This window comes from Halosimplex marinum, assembly GCF_051414075.1.
In the GTDB taxonomy this organism is placed as follows: Archaea; Halobacteriota; Halobacteria; order Halobacteriales; family Haloarculaceae; genus Halosimplex; species Halosimplex marinum.
The window spans coordinates 702,322-717,389 of sequence record NZ_JBLKNY010000003.1 but is presented as its reverse complement, the minus strand read 5'-3'; the positions used below and the strand labels follow the sequence as shown (position 1 = coordinate 717,389).

Below are 15,068 nucleotides of genomic sequence, written 5' to 3'. Positions count from 1 at the left end.
ATGCCCGAGATCAGCTTCGAGTACAACGCGCCGGTGTTCGCCGGCGCGCCCGAGGCGGGGAGCGAGCCGGTCCACCGCGACACGCCCAGCTACGAACGGCTCGACTGGGAGCAAACGAAGGCCGGGGTCCTGAAGGCCGAGGAGCTGGGCTTCGACGCCGTCTGGGCGCCCGACCACCTCATGCTCGGCCGCGACCGCGCCGAGTACGAGTGCTGGACGCTGCTGTCGGCCATCGCGGGGTTCACCGAGGACGTGAACGTCGGCTCGCTCGTGCTGTGTAACGACTACCGCAACCCCGCGCTGGTTGCGAAGATGGCCGCCACGCTGGACGTGATCTCGGATGGTCGACTCGAACTCGGCCTCGGCGCCGGCTGGCACGACCCCGAGTACGACGCCTACGGCTGGGAGTACCGCGACGGCTTCGAGCGGCTGATGCGCCTCGACGAGTCGATCCGGCTGATGAAGCGGATGTGGGCCGCCGGCGGCGACGGCGCGACGTTCGACGGCGACCACTACCGGATCGAGGACGCCCCCTGCGCGCCGGCGCCGGTCCAGGACCCGCACCCGCCGGTCCTCGTCGGCGGGCAGGGCGAGGAGGTCACCCTGAAACTCGTCGCGAAACACGCCGACGTGTGGAACACGGACGTGTTCAACGGCGACGTGGCGACGCTGGAACACAAGATCGGCGTCATCGAGGACCACTGCGAGACGGTCGGCCGCGACCCCTCGGAGATCGAGTACTCCTGGGACGGCCACGTCATCTGCACGCGCGACGAGGACAAACTCGACGCGCTGCTGGACCTGATGCTCCCGATCCAGTTCGAGGAGGAGTACACCGACCAGCCGGACATCGAGACCGAGGAAGACGCCCGCGAGTACTTCGTCATGGGGACGCCCGAGGAGTGCGCGGCGGCCATCGAGGAGCGGATCGAGGCCGGCGTGACGAAGTTCCAGGGCTGGTTCGTCGACTTCCCGGACCACGACGGCATGGAACTGTTCGCCGACGAGGTCATACCGGCGTTCGCCTGACCGCGACCGTCGTCCGAGCGGCGTCGACCCGTCGGGCTCGTCCGGCCCACCGAAACAGTTATTGTGAACTGTGCACACGTATCTGAGAGATGAGTTCAAGTGTCGACCTCGAGCGGTACCGCGGGAACAACCGCGTCCAGAAGTTCGTCAACGAGTACAGGGCCCTCGTCGGCGTGGCCGGACTCCTCGTCGGACTCCTGGTGCTCGCGGCCGTCGTCGACGCCGTCGGACAGGCCGAGATCGCGGGGATGATCGTCGCGTGGAGCGTCCTCGTCACGGGCGTCCTCTTCGTGTTCGCCGTCGTCCCCATGTACGGCATCCGCTTTCTCCCGTCGTACCACAAGTTCTAGCGCCGCGGCGGGAGCGCCGGCCGCCGACCCCGCGAACGCGCTGCGGCCGTCCCGGACCGCCCTCCGCGGTCGATACCTCCCCTCGTCCCGCCGTGACCGCCCCGTCTCGCCGTGACCGCCCCGTCTCGCCGTGACGACCGCCGGCCCGGTCGGTCCGCCCCCGCCGGCACGTCGGGTTCCGGAACAATCGGTTTTAAGCCGATGTATTCCGACCAGCGAGTATGCACGACCTCAGTGGTGACCAGCACCGGCAGGGAGAGTCCGTCGTGATCGGCTTCGTCGGCGGCGGGAGCCGCGACTGGGCGGAGAAGCTGATGAACCTGCTCGCGCTCACCGAGGAGTTCGGCGGGACGGTCAGGCTGTACGACCTCGACTACGAGAGCGCGCGGACGAACGCCGAACTCGGTCGGACGATTCAGGCCCAGGAGGAGGCGGTCGGCGACTGGACCTACGAGGCCGTCGAGACGCTGGAGGCGGCGCTCGACGGCGCCGACTTCGTCGTCTGTTCGACCCAGGACCCGCCCGCCGAGACGTTCGCGCACGACCTCGACATCCCCCAGGAGTACGGCATCCACCAGACGGTCGGCGACACCGTCGGGCCCGGCGGGACCTTCCGGGCGCTGCGGTCGATCCCCCAGTACCGCGAGATCGCCGCCGCGGTCCGCGAGCACTGCCCCGACGCGTGGGTGTTCAACTTCACCAACCCCATGACCGTCTGCACGCGCACCCTCTACGAGGAGTTCCCCGGCATCAACGCCATCGGCATCTGCCACGAGGTGTACCACGTCCAGGAGTGGCTCGCGGACCTCGCCGTCGAGCACCTCGACGTGGACGAACCCGCCTACGAGGAGGTCGACGTGACCGTGAAGGGCATCAACCACTTCACGTGGATCGACGAGGCGACCCTGCGCGGCCGCGACCTCTTCGAGGCGGTCGACGCCGAACTCGCCGAGCGGGACCTGCCCTCCTACGAGCCCGGCGACGTGGCCGACATGAGCGTCTACGGCGGCAACAACGAGGTCACGCTCGATCTCTACCGTCGCTACGGGATCCTCCCCGCGGCGGGCGACCGCCACCTCGTCGAGTTCGTCACGTGGTACCTCGACCCGATCGACGAGCCCGAAGACATCCACCGCTGGGGGATCAAGCTGACGCCCAGCGAACACCGCGTCGAGAGCTGGCCGGAGGCGATGCGCGAGCGCGAGGCGATCCTGTCAGGCGAGGAGCCCGTCGAGATCACCGACCCGGGCGAGGAGATGGTCGAGCTCATGAAGGCCCTGCTCGGCCACGGCGCGGTCAAGACGAACGTCAACGTCCCGAACCGGGGCCAGTGCCCCGACCTGCAGGACGGGGCGGTCGTCGAGACGAACGCCCTGCTCACCGAGGACTCGGTCACGCCGCTGGCCGCCGGCCCCCTCCCGGCGCCGGTCCGCAGCCTCGTCGAGACGCACGTCACCAACCAGGAGACGCTGATCGAGGCCGGCTTCGACGGGGACCTGGACCTGGCGTTCCGCGCGTTCCGCAACGAGCCCCTCGTCACGCTCGACCCGGCGGAGATCGAGTCGCTGTTCGCCGACCTCGTCGAGGCGGAACGCCCGTACCTCGACGACTACGACATCGCGGGCGCCGACGTGCTCTCCTGACGCAGCGGGTCGGTCGCCCCCGGCACCGGACCACAGCTTTATTTCTGCCCGTGGTGCAGACGGTAGTGTATGACCTTCATGGGAGACGGCTATCTCCTCGAGACAGCGGCGGCCGAACGACTGTACGACGGGATCGCGGACCTGCCGATCGTCGACCCCCACAGCCACGTCGACGTGGACGAACTCGCGGTGAACGAGCCCTACGCCGACATCTGGGAGGTCGAGGGCGCGACCGACCACTACGTCTGGTCCATGATGCGCAAGCGCGGCGTCGACGAGGAGCTGATCACCGGCGACGCCGCCAACCGCGAGAAGTGGGACGCGCTCGCCGAGATATTCCCCGAGATCGCCGGCAACCCCACCTACGAGTGGGTCCACCTCGACCTGAAGCGGCGGTTCGGCATCGACGCCCCCATCTCCGCGGAGACGGCCGACGAGATCTGGACGGAGACGAAGGCCCAGCTAGAGGACGACGGGATGCGTCCCCAGGCGCTCCTGCGTGAGATGAACGTCGAGGTGGTATCGAGCACCGACGACGCGACCTCGCGGCTGAAACGGCACGAGCAACTCGCCGAGGACATGGACGAGGTGACCGTGCGGCCGACGTGGCGGCCGGACGCGGCGATGCACGTCGACGCGGCCGGCTGGGCGGACCACGTCGACCGGCTCGGCGAGGTGACCGACACCGACGTGAGCGACCTCGACGGGTTCAGGGCGGCCCTGGCGGCCAGCCACGCCTACTTCGACGAGCGCGGTTGCGGCGCGAGCGACCACGGCGTCTTCGAGCCCGTGACCCGGCCCGTCAGCGACCGGCGGGCGGCCGACGTCTACGAGCGTGCCCGCGCCGGCCAGTCGCTCTCGGAGGCGGACGCCGGCGACTTCATGGCCTGGATGTTCGACGTGATCGGCGAACTCAACCGCGAGGCCGGCTGGGTCACGCAGTTCCACGTCGGCGCCGTCCGCGACTACCGGGACGCGCTCTACGACGAACTCGGCCCGGATTCGGGCGGCGACATCTCCACGGGGGACGTGGAGATCGCCGACAACATCCGCCACTTCTGCAACCGGTTCGACGGCGACCTCGATATCGTCCTCTACTGCGTGGACCCCACCCACTACCCGACGGTCACGACCATCGCCCGCGCCTACCCGAACGTCTCGGTCGGCGCCGCCTGGTGGTTCAACGACAGCCCCCACGGTATGCAGAACCAGCTGGAGTACGTCGGCACGGTCGACGTGCTCTCGAACTACGCCGGGATGGTCAGCGACTCGCGGAAACTGCTCTCCTTCGGCTCCCGGTTCGAGATGTTCCGCCGCTCGCTGGCCAACAGCGTCGGCCGCATGGTCGAGCGCGAGCAGATGCCCGAGGCGGTCGCGGAGGACCTCGTCCGACGGGTCGCCTACGACCGCCCGAACTCGCTCTGGTTGGACTGAGCCCCGCGCCTCTCCTCACCCGCTTCGCGGGCGGACCCTCGCTCGTTTCCTCACTCGCCGCGGTCGGCCCAGTACCGCCAGGCGTCGGCCGTCCAGCCGCCGTCGGCGGTCAGGACCTCGCCGGTCACGTAGTTGTCCCGCGAGACGAGAAAGAGCGCGCACTCCGCCATCTCGTCGAGCGAGCCGTACCGGGCCATCGGCGTGCGCTTGCGCACGTCCTCGTCGGTGTAGCCCGCCGACCCCTGGGTCTGGTCGGTGATGTCCGTGTAGATGAACCCGGGCGCGAGCGCGTTCACCGCGATGTCGTCGTCGGCCCACTCGACGGCGAGCGTCTGCGTGAGGTTGTTCACGCCGCCCTTGGCGGCGCAGTACGGCGCCCGCATCTTGAACCCCATGTCGCCCATCATCGAGGAGATGTTGAGGATGGCCCCGCCGTCGCCCTGCTCGATCATCCGCTTCCCGGCGACCTGCGCGCCGAAGAAGACGCCGTTGAGGTCGACGTCGATGACCTCCCGCCACGTCTCGGGGTCGAACTCCTCGGCGGGCTGGATGTCGGTGATGCCGGCGTTGTTGACCATGACGTCGAGGCCGCCGAACTCCGCGACCGTCTCGTCGACGAGCCGTTCGACGGACTCGTAGTCGGACACGTCGGCGGCGATACCGGCGACCGCGCCCGCCTGTTCCGGGGCTTCCTCGGCTGCCTCGGACTCGACCGCCTCGGCGGCCGTCTCCGCGCGCTCGGCCGACCGGGAGTTCACGACGACGTTCGCGCCCTCCGCCGCGAACCGGGTCGCGATCGCCTTGCCGATACCCTTCGATGCGCCAGTCACGATAGCCGTCTGACCGGATAAACGAGTCATTGGTGGAATTCGCGTGTGTGCCGTCGGTGCTCTCCCATTTCAATGTTACTCACGGCGGTGCTTCCGCGGTCCCGAAACCGGGCGGTGGTGAGCGACGCGAGGGGGACGGCTACACGACGGCGGTCCGGAACCGCGTGACCGCCGTCAGCACGGGGTAGGTCCAGTCGGCGTTGCCGTAGACGTAGGTACAGAGGTCGTGCCCGTCGGTCCCGGAGGCGGGGTCGCGCCGCTGGACGAGCGCCTGACGCTCCTGCGCGATGTCGTCGAGTTCGGGCTCCAACCCGGCAGCCGCGGGGCTGGACCACGACTCGTCGTACTCCCCGACCAGTTCGTCGAGGGCCTCCCGACTCCGCTCCAGCGACGACTGCTCCGCTTCGAGCTGTTCGCACAGCCGTTTCCGCCTGTCGACGGCTTCTTCGACCGCCGTCGCCAGGGTCGACCTGTAGAACTCGGTGAACGCGGCGCCCGAGTTCCGGCGGAACCCCGCCGCCACGTCCGCCGAGAGCTCGGCCGCGACGTGTTCGACCAGCGACTCGTCGTACCGCTGTTCGTAGTGGTCGACGCTCATCACCGACTCGCGGAAGGCGCTCCGGAGCCGTTCGGTCCGGTTCGAGGACGTATCGACCAGCATCTGTCGCTGCCCCTGCCCGGCCGCGCTCGGCGCCTCCGTCTCGATGCCGGCGACGCGCTCCCCGAACCGCGCGAACGCGCGCCGCTCCGCGTCGACCTCCGCGCGCTCCCGCTCGACGATGTCCGCCGCCGTCGACAGCGGCTCCAGCACGTGGTCCCGGAGCGACCGGACCACCGGGTCGTCCGCACGGTGGGAAGTCTCCATCGGCGTGGGATACAGTCGCACGGTAGAAAGGTGTTCCGGCGGTCGTCCCGGCCGGCGGTTCACCGCGCCCGGACGGCCGGGGCGGCGTCGCGGGCTACCGCTCGCCTTCGACGCGCACGTCGCTGAACAGCCGCCGGTCCGCCCCGTCGAGCCGCCGTTTCTCGCCGGTGATCTCGAACCGTTCCGTCGCCCGGACGTCCGCGGCGGAGTGGCCCGCGCGGAGTTCGTACGCGCCGGGGTGGACGGCCAGCTGCTCGGCCTCGTCGAGGAACGAGAGCTGGGTCGCCCCGAGCTCGAGCGAGACCCGCGCGCGCTCGCCCGGTTCGAGGAAGACCCGCCGGAAGCCCCGCAACCGCTGGACCGGCCTGACCAGCGGCGGGTGTTCGGCGTGGCTGTACCACTGGACGACCTCGTGACCGGCCCGGTCGCCGGCGTTCTCGACCGTCACGCTCGCCTCGACGGTCCCGTCGGGTTCGACCGCGTCGGTCGACAGCTCGAGGTCGCCGTACTCGAAGGTCGTGTAGCTCTCGCCGTGGCCGAACGGGAACAGCGCGTCGCCGGGCGTGAAGACGTAGTCGTTGCGAACGTCGTTCGGTTTGCGGCTGTAGTGGACGGGGAGTTGCCCCGCGTCCCGCGGGAGCGACACCGGGAGCCGGCCGCTCGGGCTGTGGTCGCCGAACAGCACGTCCGCGACGGCGTTGCCGCCCTCCTCGCCCGGGAGCCACGCGTGGACGAGCGCCGACGCGGCGTCGGCGACCGGCTCCAGCGCGTGGGCCTTCCCGCTCAGAACCACGGCGACCACGGGCGTCCCCGTCTCGGCGACGGCCTCGACTACCTCCTCCTGAACGCCGGGCAACCCCAGATCGGTCACGTCCCGACCCTCGCCGCTGATGGAGACGGCGGGGCGCTCGGTGACCGACTCGTCGGTGTCGCTGTGGTCGATCGTCGAGTTGCCGCCGACGAACGCGAGCGCCACGTCGGCGTCCGCCGCCGCCTCGACCGCCGCGTCGACGCCAGCGGTGTCGGGACCGGTGAGCGTGCATCCCGGCGCGTGCGTGACGGCGTCCGCGCCGAGGCGGGCTTCGAGCCCCGCGAGCGGCGAGACGATGTCGATCCCGGCCTCCTCGTCTTCCAGCTCCGGGAAGTGCGCGAGGTAGGCGTAGTCGCCGAGTAACCCCTCGGTCGCGTCGGCCTTGGGACCGACGGCGGCGACGGCGGCGTCGTCGTCCAGCGGGAGCAGGTCGTCCCCGTCGGCCAGCAGCGTGACCGACTCGCGGGCGGCCCGCCGCGCGAGCGCCCGCTGGTCGTCGGTCTCGAAGGCCTCGGCGGCGGCGTCGGGGTCGACGGGGTCGGCCTCGAAGAGCCCCTTGCGGACCTTCGTCCGGAGCACCCGCCGGACGGCCTCGTCGACGACCGCCTCGTCGAGTTCGCCGTCCTCGACGGCGCCGACGAGTTCGTCGTAGGCCTCCACGTTCGCGAGTTCCACGTCGATCCCCGCGCGGAGCGCCGCGACCGCGGCCTCGCGGTCGTCGGCGGCGACGCCGTGTTCGGTCCGGAGGTTGGTGACGGCGCCGTAGTCCGAGACGACCAGCCCGTCGAACCCCCACTCCTCGCGGAGGCGGTCGGTGAGCAGGCGCGTCGAACTCGCGCAGGGGACGCCGTCGATGTCGTGGTACGCGTTCATTATCGACTCCGCACCGGCCTCCCGGACGGCGGCCTCGAACGGGAAGAGGTGCTCGCGCAGGTCGCGCGGACCGAGCGAGATCGACCCGCGGTTCTTCCCGCCGCGGGGGGCGCCGTGGCCGACGAAGTGTTTCGGCGTCGCGGCCACCCCGTCCGCGGGGTCGTCGCCCTGGAGGCCCGAGACGTAGCTACAGACCATCCGGGCGACGAGGTACTGGTCCTCGCCGAAGGTCTCCTCGGTCCGGCCCCACCGGAGGTCGCGGGCCAGGTCGGCGACCGGCGAGAGGGCGTGCGCGACGCCGATCGACTGGAGTTGCCGGCGGATCTCGGTCGTGATCTCCTCGACGAGGTCCGGCTCCCACGTGCTCGCGAGCCCGATCGACTGCGGGAACGTCGACCCGCCGGGACCCATGTACCCGCTGAGACACTCCTCGTGTGCGATCGCCGGGATCCCCAGCCGCGTGTCGTCGAGTATCGACTGGGCCTCGTTGACGGTCGCGGCGCCCTCCCGCGGCATGAAATCGCCTTCCCCACAGAGCCGGGTGAACTCGCCGATCCCGTCGGCGAGCTGGGATTCGGCGTGTTCCCGGTCGAACTCGCCGTCGTCGAACAGCCGCGACGGCGCCAGCCCGCCGAGCTGTGCGACCTTCTCCGCGAGGGTCATCCGTTCGAGGAGGTCGCTCACTCGGCGTTCGGTCGACAGCGACGGGTCCTGGTACGGCGGCCTCTCGGAACCTGTCATGGCCTACTCGGGGATGCGCTGTAGCAAAAGTGATCTGGTAGCGGTCCGGAGTCCGCGAGGGCGGGAACGGTATCCGGCTGTGGCGGAAAGCTTTATCATCCACAGAGTTCGATCGTGACGTATGGCAAAAACTGGCGGGGTCAACGCGGCGAAGATATCCTTCGAGATCGTCGAGGCGCTCCGCGAACTCGACGGCGCGGGCGTCTCCGAGGTGGCCAGGTACCTGGACAAGCCGACGAGCACGGTCCACGACCACCTCCAGACGCTCGAAGAGGAGGAGTACCTGGTCAAGGAGGGGAGCACCTTCCACGTGAGCACGCGCTTCCTGCAACTGGGGGAGCACGCCCGCGACAGGAAGAAGGCCTTCGAGATCGCGCGTCCCGAGGTCGAGGACCTGGCGGAACAGACCGGCGAGCACGCGAACCTGCTCGTCGAGGAGCACGGTCTGGGGGTGTTCCTCTACAAGGCCTGCGGCTCGGAGGCGGTCCAGCTCGACACGCACGCCGGGATGCGCGTCCCCCTCCAGACCACCGCCCTCGGCAAGTCGATCATGTCCCAGCGACCGAGGGAGGAAGTGGAGGCGATCCTGGACAGACACGGCCTCCCGGAAGTGACCGAGAACACGGTCACCGACCGCGACGAGCTGTTCGAACAGCTCGAGGAGATCCGCGAACGGGGGTACGCGTACGACGACGCCGAGCGCGTCAAGGGGATGCGTTGCGTCGCGGCGCCGATCACGGACGACGAGGGCCGCGGGATCGCCGCCGTCAGTATCTCCGGCCCGAAAAGCAGGATGCGCGGCGAGCGGTTCACCGAAGAGGTCCCGGAACTGGTCCTCAGAACCGCGAACGTCGTCGAGGTCAACCTCACGTACTCCTGAGCGGGCTATCCGCCCTGTCCGGAACGCCTTCGAGATCGCTCCTCCCGACCAGTACTTCGATCCCCGGTAATTCCGACCGTTTCCGTCACCCGATTTTGACGCCGTGAGTTCGATCCAGCGCGATCAGGGTTCGATCCAGCGCGATCAGGTGTTGTCTCCGCGTACTAGACGGTGGCCTGCTACACCGGTAGCGCTTCCGCTATGGCCGGAACCAGTGGGGGACATAATTACAGTTGTAGTCATGTAATTAGCCACTCGCGACAACGGCGATACCGTTCATATCGGTTCTTACCGCCGCCGAGATCCGCTCAATAGCCTTCTAACACCGTTTTCCGGCAGGTGCGGAAGCAAGGCCGGTGATACCGGAACCTCCGGGCGGAGAGCGGGTTCGGTCTCACTGCCGACTCCGTCGAGAGAAGTCTGTAGCGGTCCCTGCGAGGTCGGGCCGTCGGCGTGGCGGTACTCCGATACTCCGGCCGAGATATCGTCTCTATTCGGCCCAATATATAAGAATCACAGTATAATTTGTATTCAGTAAATTCTATTCTAGTTTACCCATCCGGCCCGGTCCGCTGGAGACGCACGTCAGTCCACCGTCGAACACCGTATCCAAGGGATTTACACTCTCTACAACGGTTCAGCCGCCGCCACGAGATCTGGAACGATGCCGAGACGGTTTCCGGCGGACGCCTCTGCGAGTTCCCGTGGAAATTCCGGAAAGAGACGTGTGGAATGTCGTATCTCCCGCCGAAGACACGGGATCGACGAACGTCGTCGGTCGCCGGCGGCGTCCCGCTCGTAGAATCCTCGGATTCGGGATCCGGTGCGAATATGAATATAATTTATCTTACGAAAATACGAATATATGCGTACCATTATCTTTCAGATCGGGTCGGTCTTGGACCCGGAAATCGGGTCCCACGAACCGTCGGGAGCCACTCATCCGGTCACGACTGATCCGTATCCGTCGGGCGGGTCGTCGCGCAGGTCGAACCCGTCGTCGTTCTCGAACTGCTTCGGCCACGCTGGCCCAGAAACCGCCGAATCGCGGCTTCGGCCCTCCGCTCGACGGCACGATTCACTAACTAAGCGCCGCCTACTACCCCGCCCGAACCGTTTTCCGCCCGGCGCGACACCACGAACCGTGACGCCGACTCGCCGGAGCCTCCTTCGGACCTTCGGAGCCGGCTCGCTCGGGGGCCTGGCCGGCTGCGGGGCCATCGGCGGACGGACCGCCACGCCGGACTGCGACGCGGCCTGCTTCGAGGCGGACCTCGAACGTACCGAGGACGGCCCCGACAGCCTCACGCTCACCCACGTCGCCGGTCGGGACCTGTCCGCGGGCGCGGTCGCCGCTTCCGGGGTCGCGTTCGACTGGCCGCCCGCCCGCGAGTCCGGCTTCACCTACTCGTGGGCCGAGTTGAGCGACCTGGACCCCGAAGCGGGGATCGCCGGACGGTCGCTGACCGTCGAGCCGGCGCTGGTCGACGCGGTCCGGCTCTCGTGGACCCGCGACGGCGGGCCGGTCGAACTCGGGGCGTTCCGCGTGTCGGACTGCGAGCGCGGCGTGGCCTGTTTCGAGTGCCTCCACGAGGGCGCCGACGACGCGCTGGACCGGCTGACCGTCCGCCACGTCGACGGTCAGAACCTGCCCGCCGAGGAAGTGTTCCTGACCGGCGTCGCCGACGACTACCCGCCCGACCCCGAGAGCGGGCGGACCGTCCCGTGGCACGAACTGGGCGACCTGGCGCCCGGCGACGGCGTCGCGGGCGCGACGGTCCGGGCGACGCTCGGTCTCGTCGAGCGCGTTTCCGTGCTATGGCGCCGCGGCGGCAGGGAGTCCGTCGTCGAGTCCTTCGAGCTGTACTAGTCGTGGGTGGTGGCTCCGCTATGTGATCGAGTGGTGAGGATCGCTCGCCAGGGGCTGTATCGACCACAGACGACAGCAAGTGACGAAACCCCTCGACGCGCTCGCTAGCAGTTTCTGCGACTGCAACCGACAGCAAACGATGAAAGCCCTCGACCCGCTCGCGGTCGCTGAGCGGGATACCCTCGCTTCGCTCGGGTAGTGCCCGCTCAGGCGACTAAAGTGGACGCGAGCGAGCCTCGCCCTTTCAGTCCGCCAGGAGGATCGCCCCGCATAGCTCCGCAGACAGCCACAAGCCTCCCCAACCGATTGCGTTACTCGTCGCTATGCTCCTGCGTTACTCATCCCTCGCACGATTTCGTCGCGCGCATGAAAGCGCGCGACAGCGCGCGCCACCGCGGAAAGTTCGTCAGTACAGCTGCTTCTCCTTCTCTTCGCGCTCCTGCTCGCGTTCCTGTTCGGCCTTCGACTCCCGGCGGCGGGCGAGCCAGCCCTTGAACCCCGGAACGTACGTCCGCCGGCAGTCGCGGGCGAACGCCCAGATGCCGTAGACCCAGAAGAAGAAGAGCAGGGTCCCCATCCCGAAGTACAGGAGCGTGGCGGTCGAGACCATCAGGTCTCCTCCCGGGCGCTGCGGTGGCCACCGCCCATCGCCTCCGAGCGGAGGATGTCGTGGCAGACGGCGTCGCCCGTCTCGGTGTCGAAGACGTGGATCTTCCGGCGGTCGAGGACGACCTCGATGTCCTCGTCGCCGGCCAGGTCGCTGTCCGGCTCGACGCTCATCAGGAGTTCGTCGGCGCCGCGGGCGGAGGCGGCGCCGCTGGTGCCGGTGTCGTCGCCGGCGGCGTCCTCGCCGCGCAGGACGAGGTAGACGAAGATCTCGTCGCCCATCGGTTCGAGCACGTCCGTCCGGGCGCGGATGGGACGGGTCGGGTTCGCGAGTTCGTCCGCGCTCTCGGCGGGGTAGACGTCCTCGGGACGGACGCCGACGGTCACGTCGTCGCCCGCGGCGAGTTCGGCCACCTGCCCGGGGTCGAACTCCACGTCGAAGCCGGCCGTCCGGATCTCGCCGGCCTCGACGGTCCCCTCGACGAAGTTCATGCTGGGCGAGCCGATGAAGCCGGCGACGAACAGGTTGGCCGGCTCGTCGTAACAGACCAGCGGCGGGTCGATCTGCTGGAGGTGTCCCTCGTTCATGACGGCGATGCGGTCGCTCATGGTCATCGCCTCGGCCTGGTCGTGGGTGACGTAGATGATCGTCGTGTCCAGTTCCTTGTGGAGCCGCTGGAGTTCCGTGCGCATGTGGACCCGCAGTTTCGCGTCGAGGTTGGCCAGCGGCTCGTCCATGAGGAAGACGGCGGGTTCGCGGACGATGGCGCGGCCGATGGCGACCCGCTGGCGCTGGCCGCCCGACAGCTCGTCGGGCATCCGGTCGATCAGCTCCTCGATCTGGAGGATCTCGGCGGCGCGCTCGACCCGGCGGTCGATCTCCTCGTCGGGGAAGTCCCGCAGTCGGAGCCCGAAGCTCATGTTGTCGTGGACGTCCATGTGGGGGAACAGCGCGATGTTCTGGAACACCATCGCGATGTCGCGGTCCTTCGGCGGCTTGTTCGTCACGTCTTGCCCGGCGATGGTGATCGTCCCCTCGCTGGGGATGGTGAGGCCGGCGATGGTCTCCAGCGTCGTGGACTTGCCACACCCCGACGGGCCGACGAGCGTGACGAACTCGCCGTCCGCGATGTCGAGGTTCATGTCGTCGACCGCCGTGACGTCCGCGTAGCGTTTCGTGACGTGTTCGAGTGTTACGTTTCCCATGGTTACTCCTTGAGTGCGCCCGCGGTCAGTCCGCTCACGATGCGCTCCTGGGCGACGACGACGAGGATCACGACCGGCAGCACGCCGACGATACTCGCCGCCGCCATCAGGTTGTAGAACGCCTGGTACTGGCCCTGGTAGTTGACGACGCCCCAGACGATGGGCGCCCAGTTCTGGGCCTGCCCGTCGGTCATCAGGAAGGAGATGAAGAACTCGTTGTAGACGCCGATGAACGTCAGCACGCCCGCGGTGGCGACGCCCGGCGCCGACAGCGGGATGATCACCCGGAACAGCGCGCCGATGCGGGTCGCGCCCTCGACGCGGGCGGCGTCCTCCAGCCCGTCGGGGATCTGACTGTAGAACGTCGTGAGGATGAAAATCGAGAGGGGCAGGAACAGCGCGCTGAACGGCGTCACCATCGCCCCCGGCGTGTTGAACCAGTTCGGGCTCTGGATAGTGCTGACCGCCGGGAGCGTGAGTATCTCGACGTTCCCGGTGAAAAACTGGAACAGGGGGATGATGAACGCCGCCGGCGGGAAGTAGGAGATGGCGAGCAGGACGAGCAGTAGCGCGGTCTTGCCGCGGAACTCCAGGCGGCCGAACGCGTAGCCGGCGAAGCTCGCCACCAGCAGGACGATGACCGTCGTCGTCAGCGCGATGACGATGCTGTTGAACATGTAGACGTGGAAGGGTAGCCGCTGGAACATCTCGACGAACGAGTAGGGGTTGAACCCGTTGGGCAGCAGCCCGACGTCGGTCATCCGGTCGCCGGGCGTCAGCGCCAGCACGAGCAGCCAGTAGAACGGGAAGAGGGTGGTCACGAGGAAGAAGGCGGTGACGACGTAGAAGAGGAACTGGTAGGCGTCGCCGGGGTTGCGGATGGCCTCCCGCGTGCGGCGGGCGATGGGGCCGTCGTCGTCGCTCTCGCCCTCCTCGACGGTCTGGGAGGCCATCAGGTGCCCACCTCCAGGTCGGCGAACTTGACGATGTACACCAGCGCGACCAGGGCGACGATGCCGGCGGTGATGAACGCGACGGCCGCGGAGGTCGCGTACCGGCCCGCGCGGAAGGTCGAGACGACCATGCAGGTCAGCGACGGCAGGGTCGAACAGCCGCCGGTCGTCTCGATGATACCGTAGACGCGCATCGACTGGATGGTGCGGAACAGAAGCGCGACCAGAAGCGCCGGCAACACGAGCGGGAAGGTGATGTAGCGGAACTGCTGGACCTTCGAGGCGCCGGCGACCTTCGCCACGTCGTAGAGGCTGCGGTCGACGCTCTGGAGCCCGGCGAGGATGAGCAGGGCCATGAACGCCGAGGTCTTCCACACGTCGGCGACGATGACGATGATCAGCGTGTCGGTGGTGTTGATCAGCGGGTTCGCCGAGAAGATCCCCAGGTCCTGCATGAACTGGGTGCCGACGCCGATCCCCGGCTGGAAGAACAGCCAGAAGATCAGCCCCTGGATGGCGATGGGGACCGCCCACGGGATGAGGATCGCGACGCGGACCCACCGGCGGCCGCGGAAGCTCTGGTCGAGCACGAGCGCCTGGCCGAAGCCGATGATCGTCTCCAGGGTGACCGCGATGGCGACGTAGACGAGCGTGACCGTCAGCGCGCTCTGGAGCGGCTGACTGAAGTCGACGAACGGGCTACCGAGGACGGCGTTGCGCTCGCCGGTCAGCAGCTCGACGTAGTTCTCGAGGCCGACGAACTCGCCGACGTAGTCCGCCGAGAACAGCGCGTCGGCGCGCAGCGACATCTCGAAGGTGCTGACCAGCGGCCACAGCGCCATCGTCGAGACGAGTAGCAGCGTCGGCAGCAGGAGGACGTACGCGAACCCCTGCTCGGAGAGTCGCTCGGTCCAGTTGGCCGGCGCGACGGCCGCCGACCGCAGGCGGCCGCGGGAGTGTTCGTCGCTGGTCGCCAT

Annotated in this window: 13 protein-coding genes; 6 read left to right on the top strand and 7 right to left on the bottom strand. The window is 68.5% G+C overall.

All coding sequences use genetic code 11. The annotated features are described in order from the left end of the window. From ACMGFI_RS04675 to uxaC, 4 genes are all read left to right on the top strand, one after another. Positions 1–1,029, top strand: coding sequence for an LLM class flavin-dependent oxidoreductase (locus ACMGFI_RS04675; RefSeq protein ID WP_436907711.1), 1,029 nt, complete (start codon positions 1–3; stop codon positions 1,027–1,029). An 89-nt stretch (positions 1,030–1,118) separates the two neighbouring features. Further along, entirely contained in the window at positions 1,119–1,379 is a 261-nt protein-coding gene (locus ACMGFI_RS04670) for a hypothetical protein (RefSeq protein WP_436907710.1), read from the top strand. A 221-nt stretch (positions 1,380–1,600) separates the two neighbouring features. Beyond that, a complete protein-coding gene (locus ACMGFI_RS04665; protein WP_436907709.1) occupies positions 1,601–3,022 on the top strand; it encodes a family 4 glycosyl hydrolase in 1,422 nt (473 codons plus the stop codon). A gap of 69 nt (positions 3,023–3,091) precedes the next feature. Further along, the gene (gene uxaC / locus ACMGFI_RS04660) at positions 3,092–4,456 is read left to right on the top strand and encodes a glucuronate isomerase (protein ID WP_436907707.1); all 1,365 of its coding nucleotides are present in this window, start codon (positions 3,092–3,094) and stop codon (positions 4,454–4,456) included. 50 nt (positions 4,457–4,506) lie between these two features. Here the strand turns inward: uxaC and ACMGFI_RS04655 are convergent, their stop codons facing one another. From ACMGFI_RS04655 to ACMGFI_RS04645, 3 genes are all read right to left on the bottom strand, one after another. Then, a complete protein-coding gene (locus ACMGFI_RS04655) occupies positions 4,507–5,316 on the bottom strand; it encodes an SDR family NAD(P)-dependent oxidoreductase (RefSeq protein WP_436907706.1) in 810 nt (269 codons plus the stop codon). A 109-nt stretch (positions 5,317–5,425) separates the two neighbouring features. Continuing rightward, on the bottom strand, positions 5,426–6,151 hold the full coding sequence (locus ACMGFI_RS04650) for a DUF7260 family protein (protein WP_436907704.1): 726 nt from the start codon (positions 6,149–6,151) through the stop codon (positions 5,426–5,428). A 94-nt stretch (positions 6,152–6,245) separates the two neighbouring features. Continuing rightward, positions 6,246–8,576 carry a glycoside hydrolase family 3 N-terminal domain-containing protein gene (locus tag ACMGFI_RS04645; protein ID WP_436907703.1) on the bottom strand — a complete coding sequence of 777 codons (2,331 nt, stop codon included), beginning with the start codon at positions 8,574–8,576 and terminating at the stop codon, positions 6,246–6,248. Between the two features lie 121 nt (positions 8,577–8,697). Here ACMGFI_RS04645 and ACMGFI_RS04640 point away from each other — a divergent pair, with 121 nt between their 5' ends. Together ACMGFI_RS04640 and ACMGFI_RS04635 are read left to right on the top strand one after the other, a co-directional pair. After that, the gene (locus ACMGFI_RS04640; RefSeq protein WP_436907702.1) at positions 8,698–9,456 is read left to right on the top strand and encodes an IclR family transcriptional regulator; all 759 of its coding nucleotides are present in this window, start codon (positions 8,698–8,700) and stop codon (positions 9,454–9,456) included. A gap of 1,144 nt (positions 9,457–10,600) precedes the next feature. Next, positions 10,601–11,326, top strand: coding sequence for a hypothetical protein (locus tag ACMGFI_RS04635; protein ID WP_436907701.1), 726 nt, complete (start codon positions 10,601–10,603; stop codon positions 11,324–11,326). Positions 11,327–11,732: 406 nt separating this feature from the next. Here ACMGFI_RS04635 and ACMGFI_RS04630 read toward each other — a convergent pair whose 3' ends face one another. The 4 genes from ACMGFI_RS04630 to ACMGFI_RS04615 are packed head-to-tail and all read right to left on the bottom strand — an operon-like array spanning position 11,733 to position 15,068. Then, positions 11,733–11,936 carry a DUF8005 family protein gene (locus ACMGFI_RS04630; RefSeq protein WP_436907699.1) on the bottom strand — a complete coding sequence of 68 codons (204 nt, stop codon included), beginning with the start codon at positions 11,934–11,936 and terminating at the stop codon, positions 11,733–11,735. Then, on the bottom strand, positions 11,936–13,138 hold the full coding sequence (locus ACMGFI_RS04625; RefSeq protein ID WP_436907698.1) for an ABC transporter ATP-binding protein: 1,203 nt from the start codon (positions 13,136–13,138) through the stop codon (positions 11,936–11,938). Before ACMGFI_RS04625 ends, ACMGFI_RS04630 begins: the two co-directional genes overlap by 1 nt. A 2-nt stretch (positions 13,139–13,140) precedes the next feature. Next, positions 13,141–14,091, bottom strand: a complete 951-nt coding sequence (locus tag ACMGFI_RS04620) for a carbohydrate ABC transporter permease (protein WP_436907696.1) — start codon at positions 14,089–14,091, stop codon at positions 13,141–13,143. Then, positions 14,091–15,068 (bottom strand): carbohydrate ABC transporter permease, encoded by a 978-nt coding sequence (locus ACMGFI_RS04615; RefSeq protein WP_436907695.1) that lies wholly within the window; start codon positions 15,066–15,068, stop codon positions 14,091–14,093. The genes ACMGFI_RS04620 and ACMGFI_RS04615 overlap by 1 nt, the downstream gene beginning before the upstream one ends.

Coding starts and splice junctions, on each gene's coding strand:
- ACMGFI_RS04655 (WP_436907706.1), bottom strand. CDS start 5,316: ATGACTCGTTTATCCGGTCAGACGGCTATCGTGACTGGCGCATCGAAG.
- ACMGFI_RS04645 (WP_436907703.1), bottom strand. CDS start 8,576: ATGACAGGTTCCGAGAGGCCGCCGTACCAGGACCCGTCGCTGTCGACC.
- ACMGFI_RS04650 (WP_436907704.1), bottom strand. CDS start 6,151: ATGGAGACTTCCCACCGTGCGGACGACCCGGTGGTCCGGTCGCTCCGG.
- ACMGFI_RS04615 (WP_436907695.1), bottom strand. CDS start 15,068: ATGGCGACCAGCGACGAACACTCCCGCGGCCGCCTGCGGTCGGCGGCC.
- ACMGFI_RS04665 (WP_436907709.1), top strand. CDS start 1,601: ATGCACGACCTCAGTGGTGACCAGCACCGGCAGGGAGAGTCCGTCGTG.
- ACMGFI_RS04675 (WP_436907711.1), top strand. CDS start 1: ATGCCCGAGATCAGCTTCGAGTACAACGCGCCGGTGTTCGCCGGCGCG.
- ACMGFI_RS04625 (WP_436907698.1), bottom strand. CDS start 13,138: ATGGGAAACGTAACACTCGAACACGTCACGAAACGCTACGCGGACGTC.
- ACMGFI_RS04620 (WP_436907696.1), bottom strand. CDS start 14,091: ATGGCCTCCCAGACCGTCGAGGAGGGCGAGAGCGACGACGACGGCCCC.
- ACMGFI_RS04640 (WP_436907702.1), top strand. CDS start 8,698: ATGGCAAAAACTGGCGGGGTCAACGCGGCGAAGATATCCTTCGAGATC.
- uxaC (WP_436907707.1), top strand. CDS start 3,092: ATGACCTTCATGGGAGACGGCTATCTCCTCGAGACAGCGGCGGCCGAA.
- ACMGFI_RS04630 (WP_436907699.1), bottom strand. CDS start 11,936: ATGGTCTCGACCGCCACGCTCCTGTACTTCGGGATGGGGACCCTGCTC.
- ACMGFI_RS04670 (WP_436907710.1), top strand. CDS start 1,119: ATGAGTTCAAGTGTCGACCTCGAGCGGTACCGCGGGAACAACCGCGTC.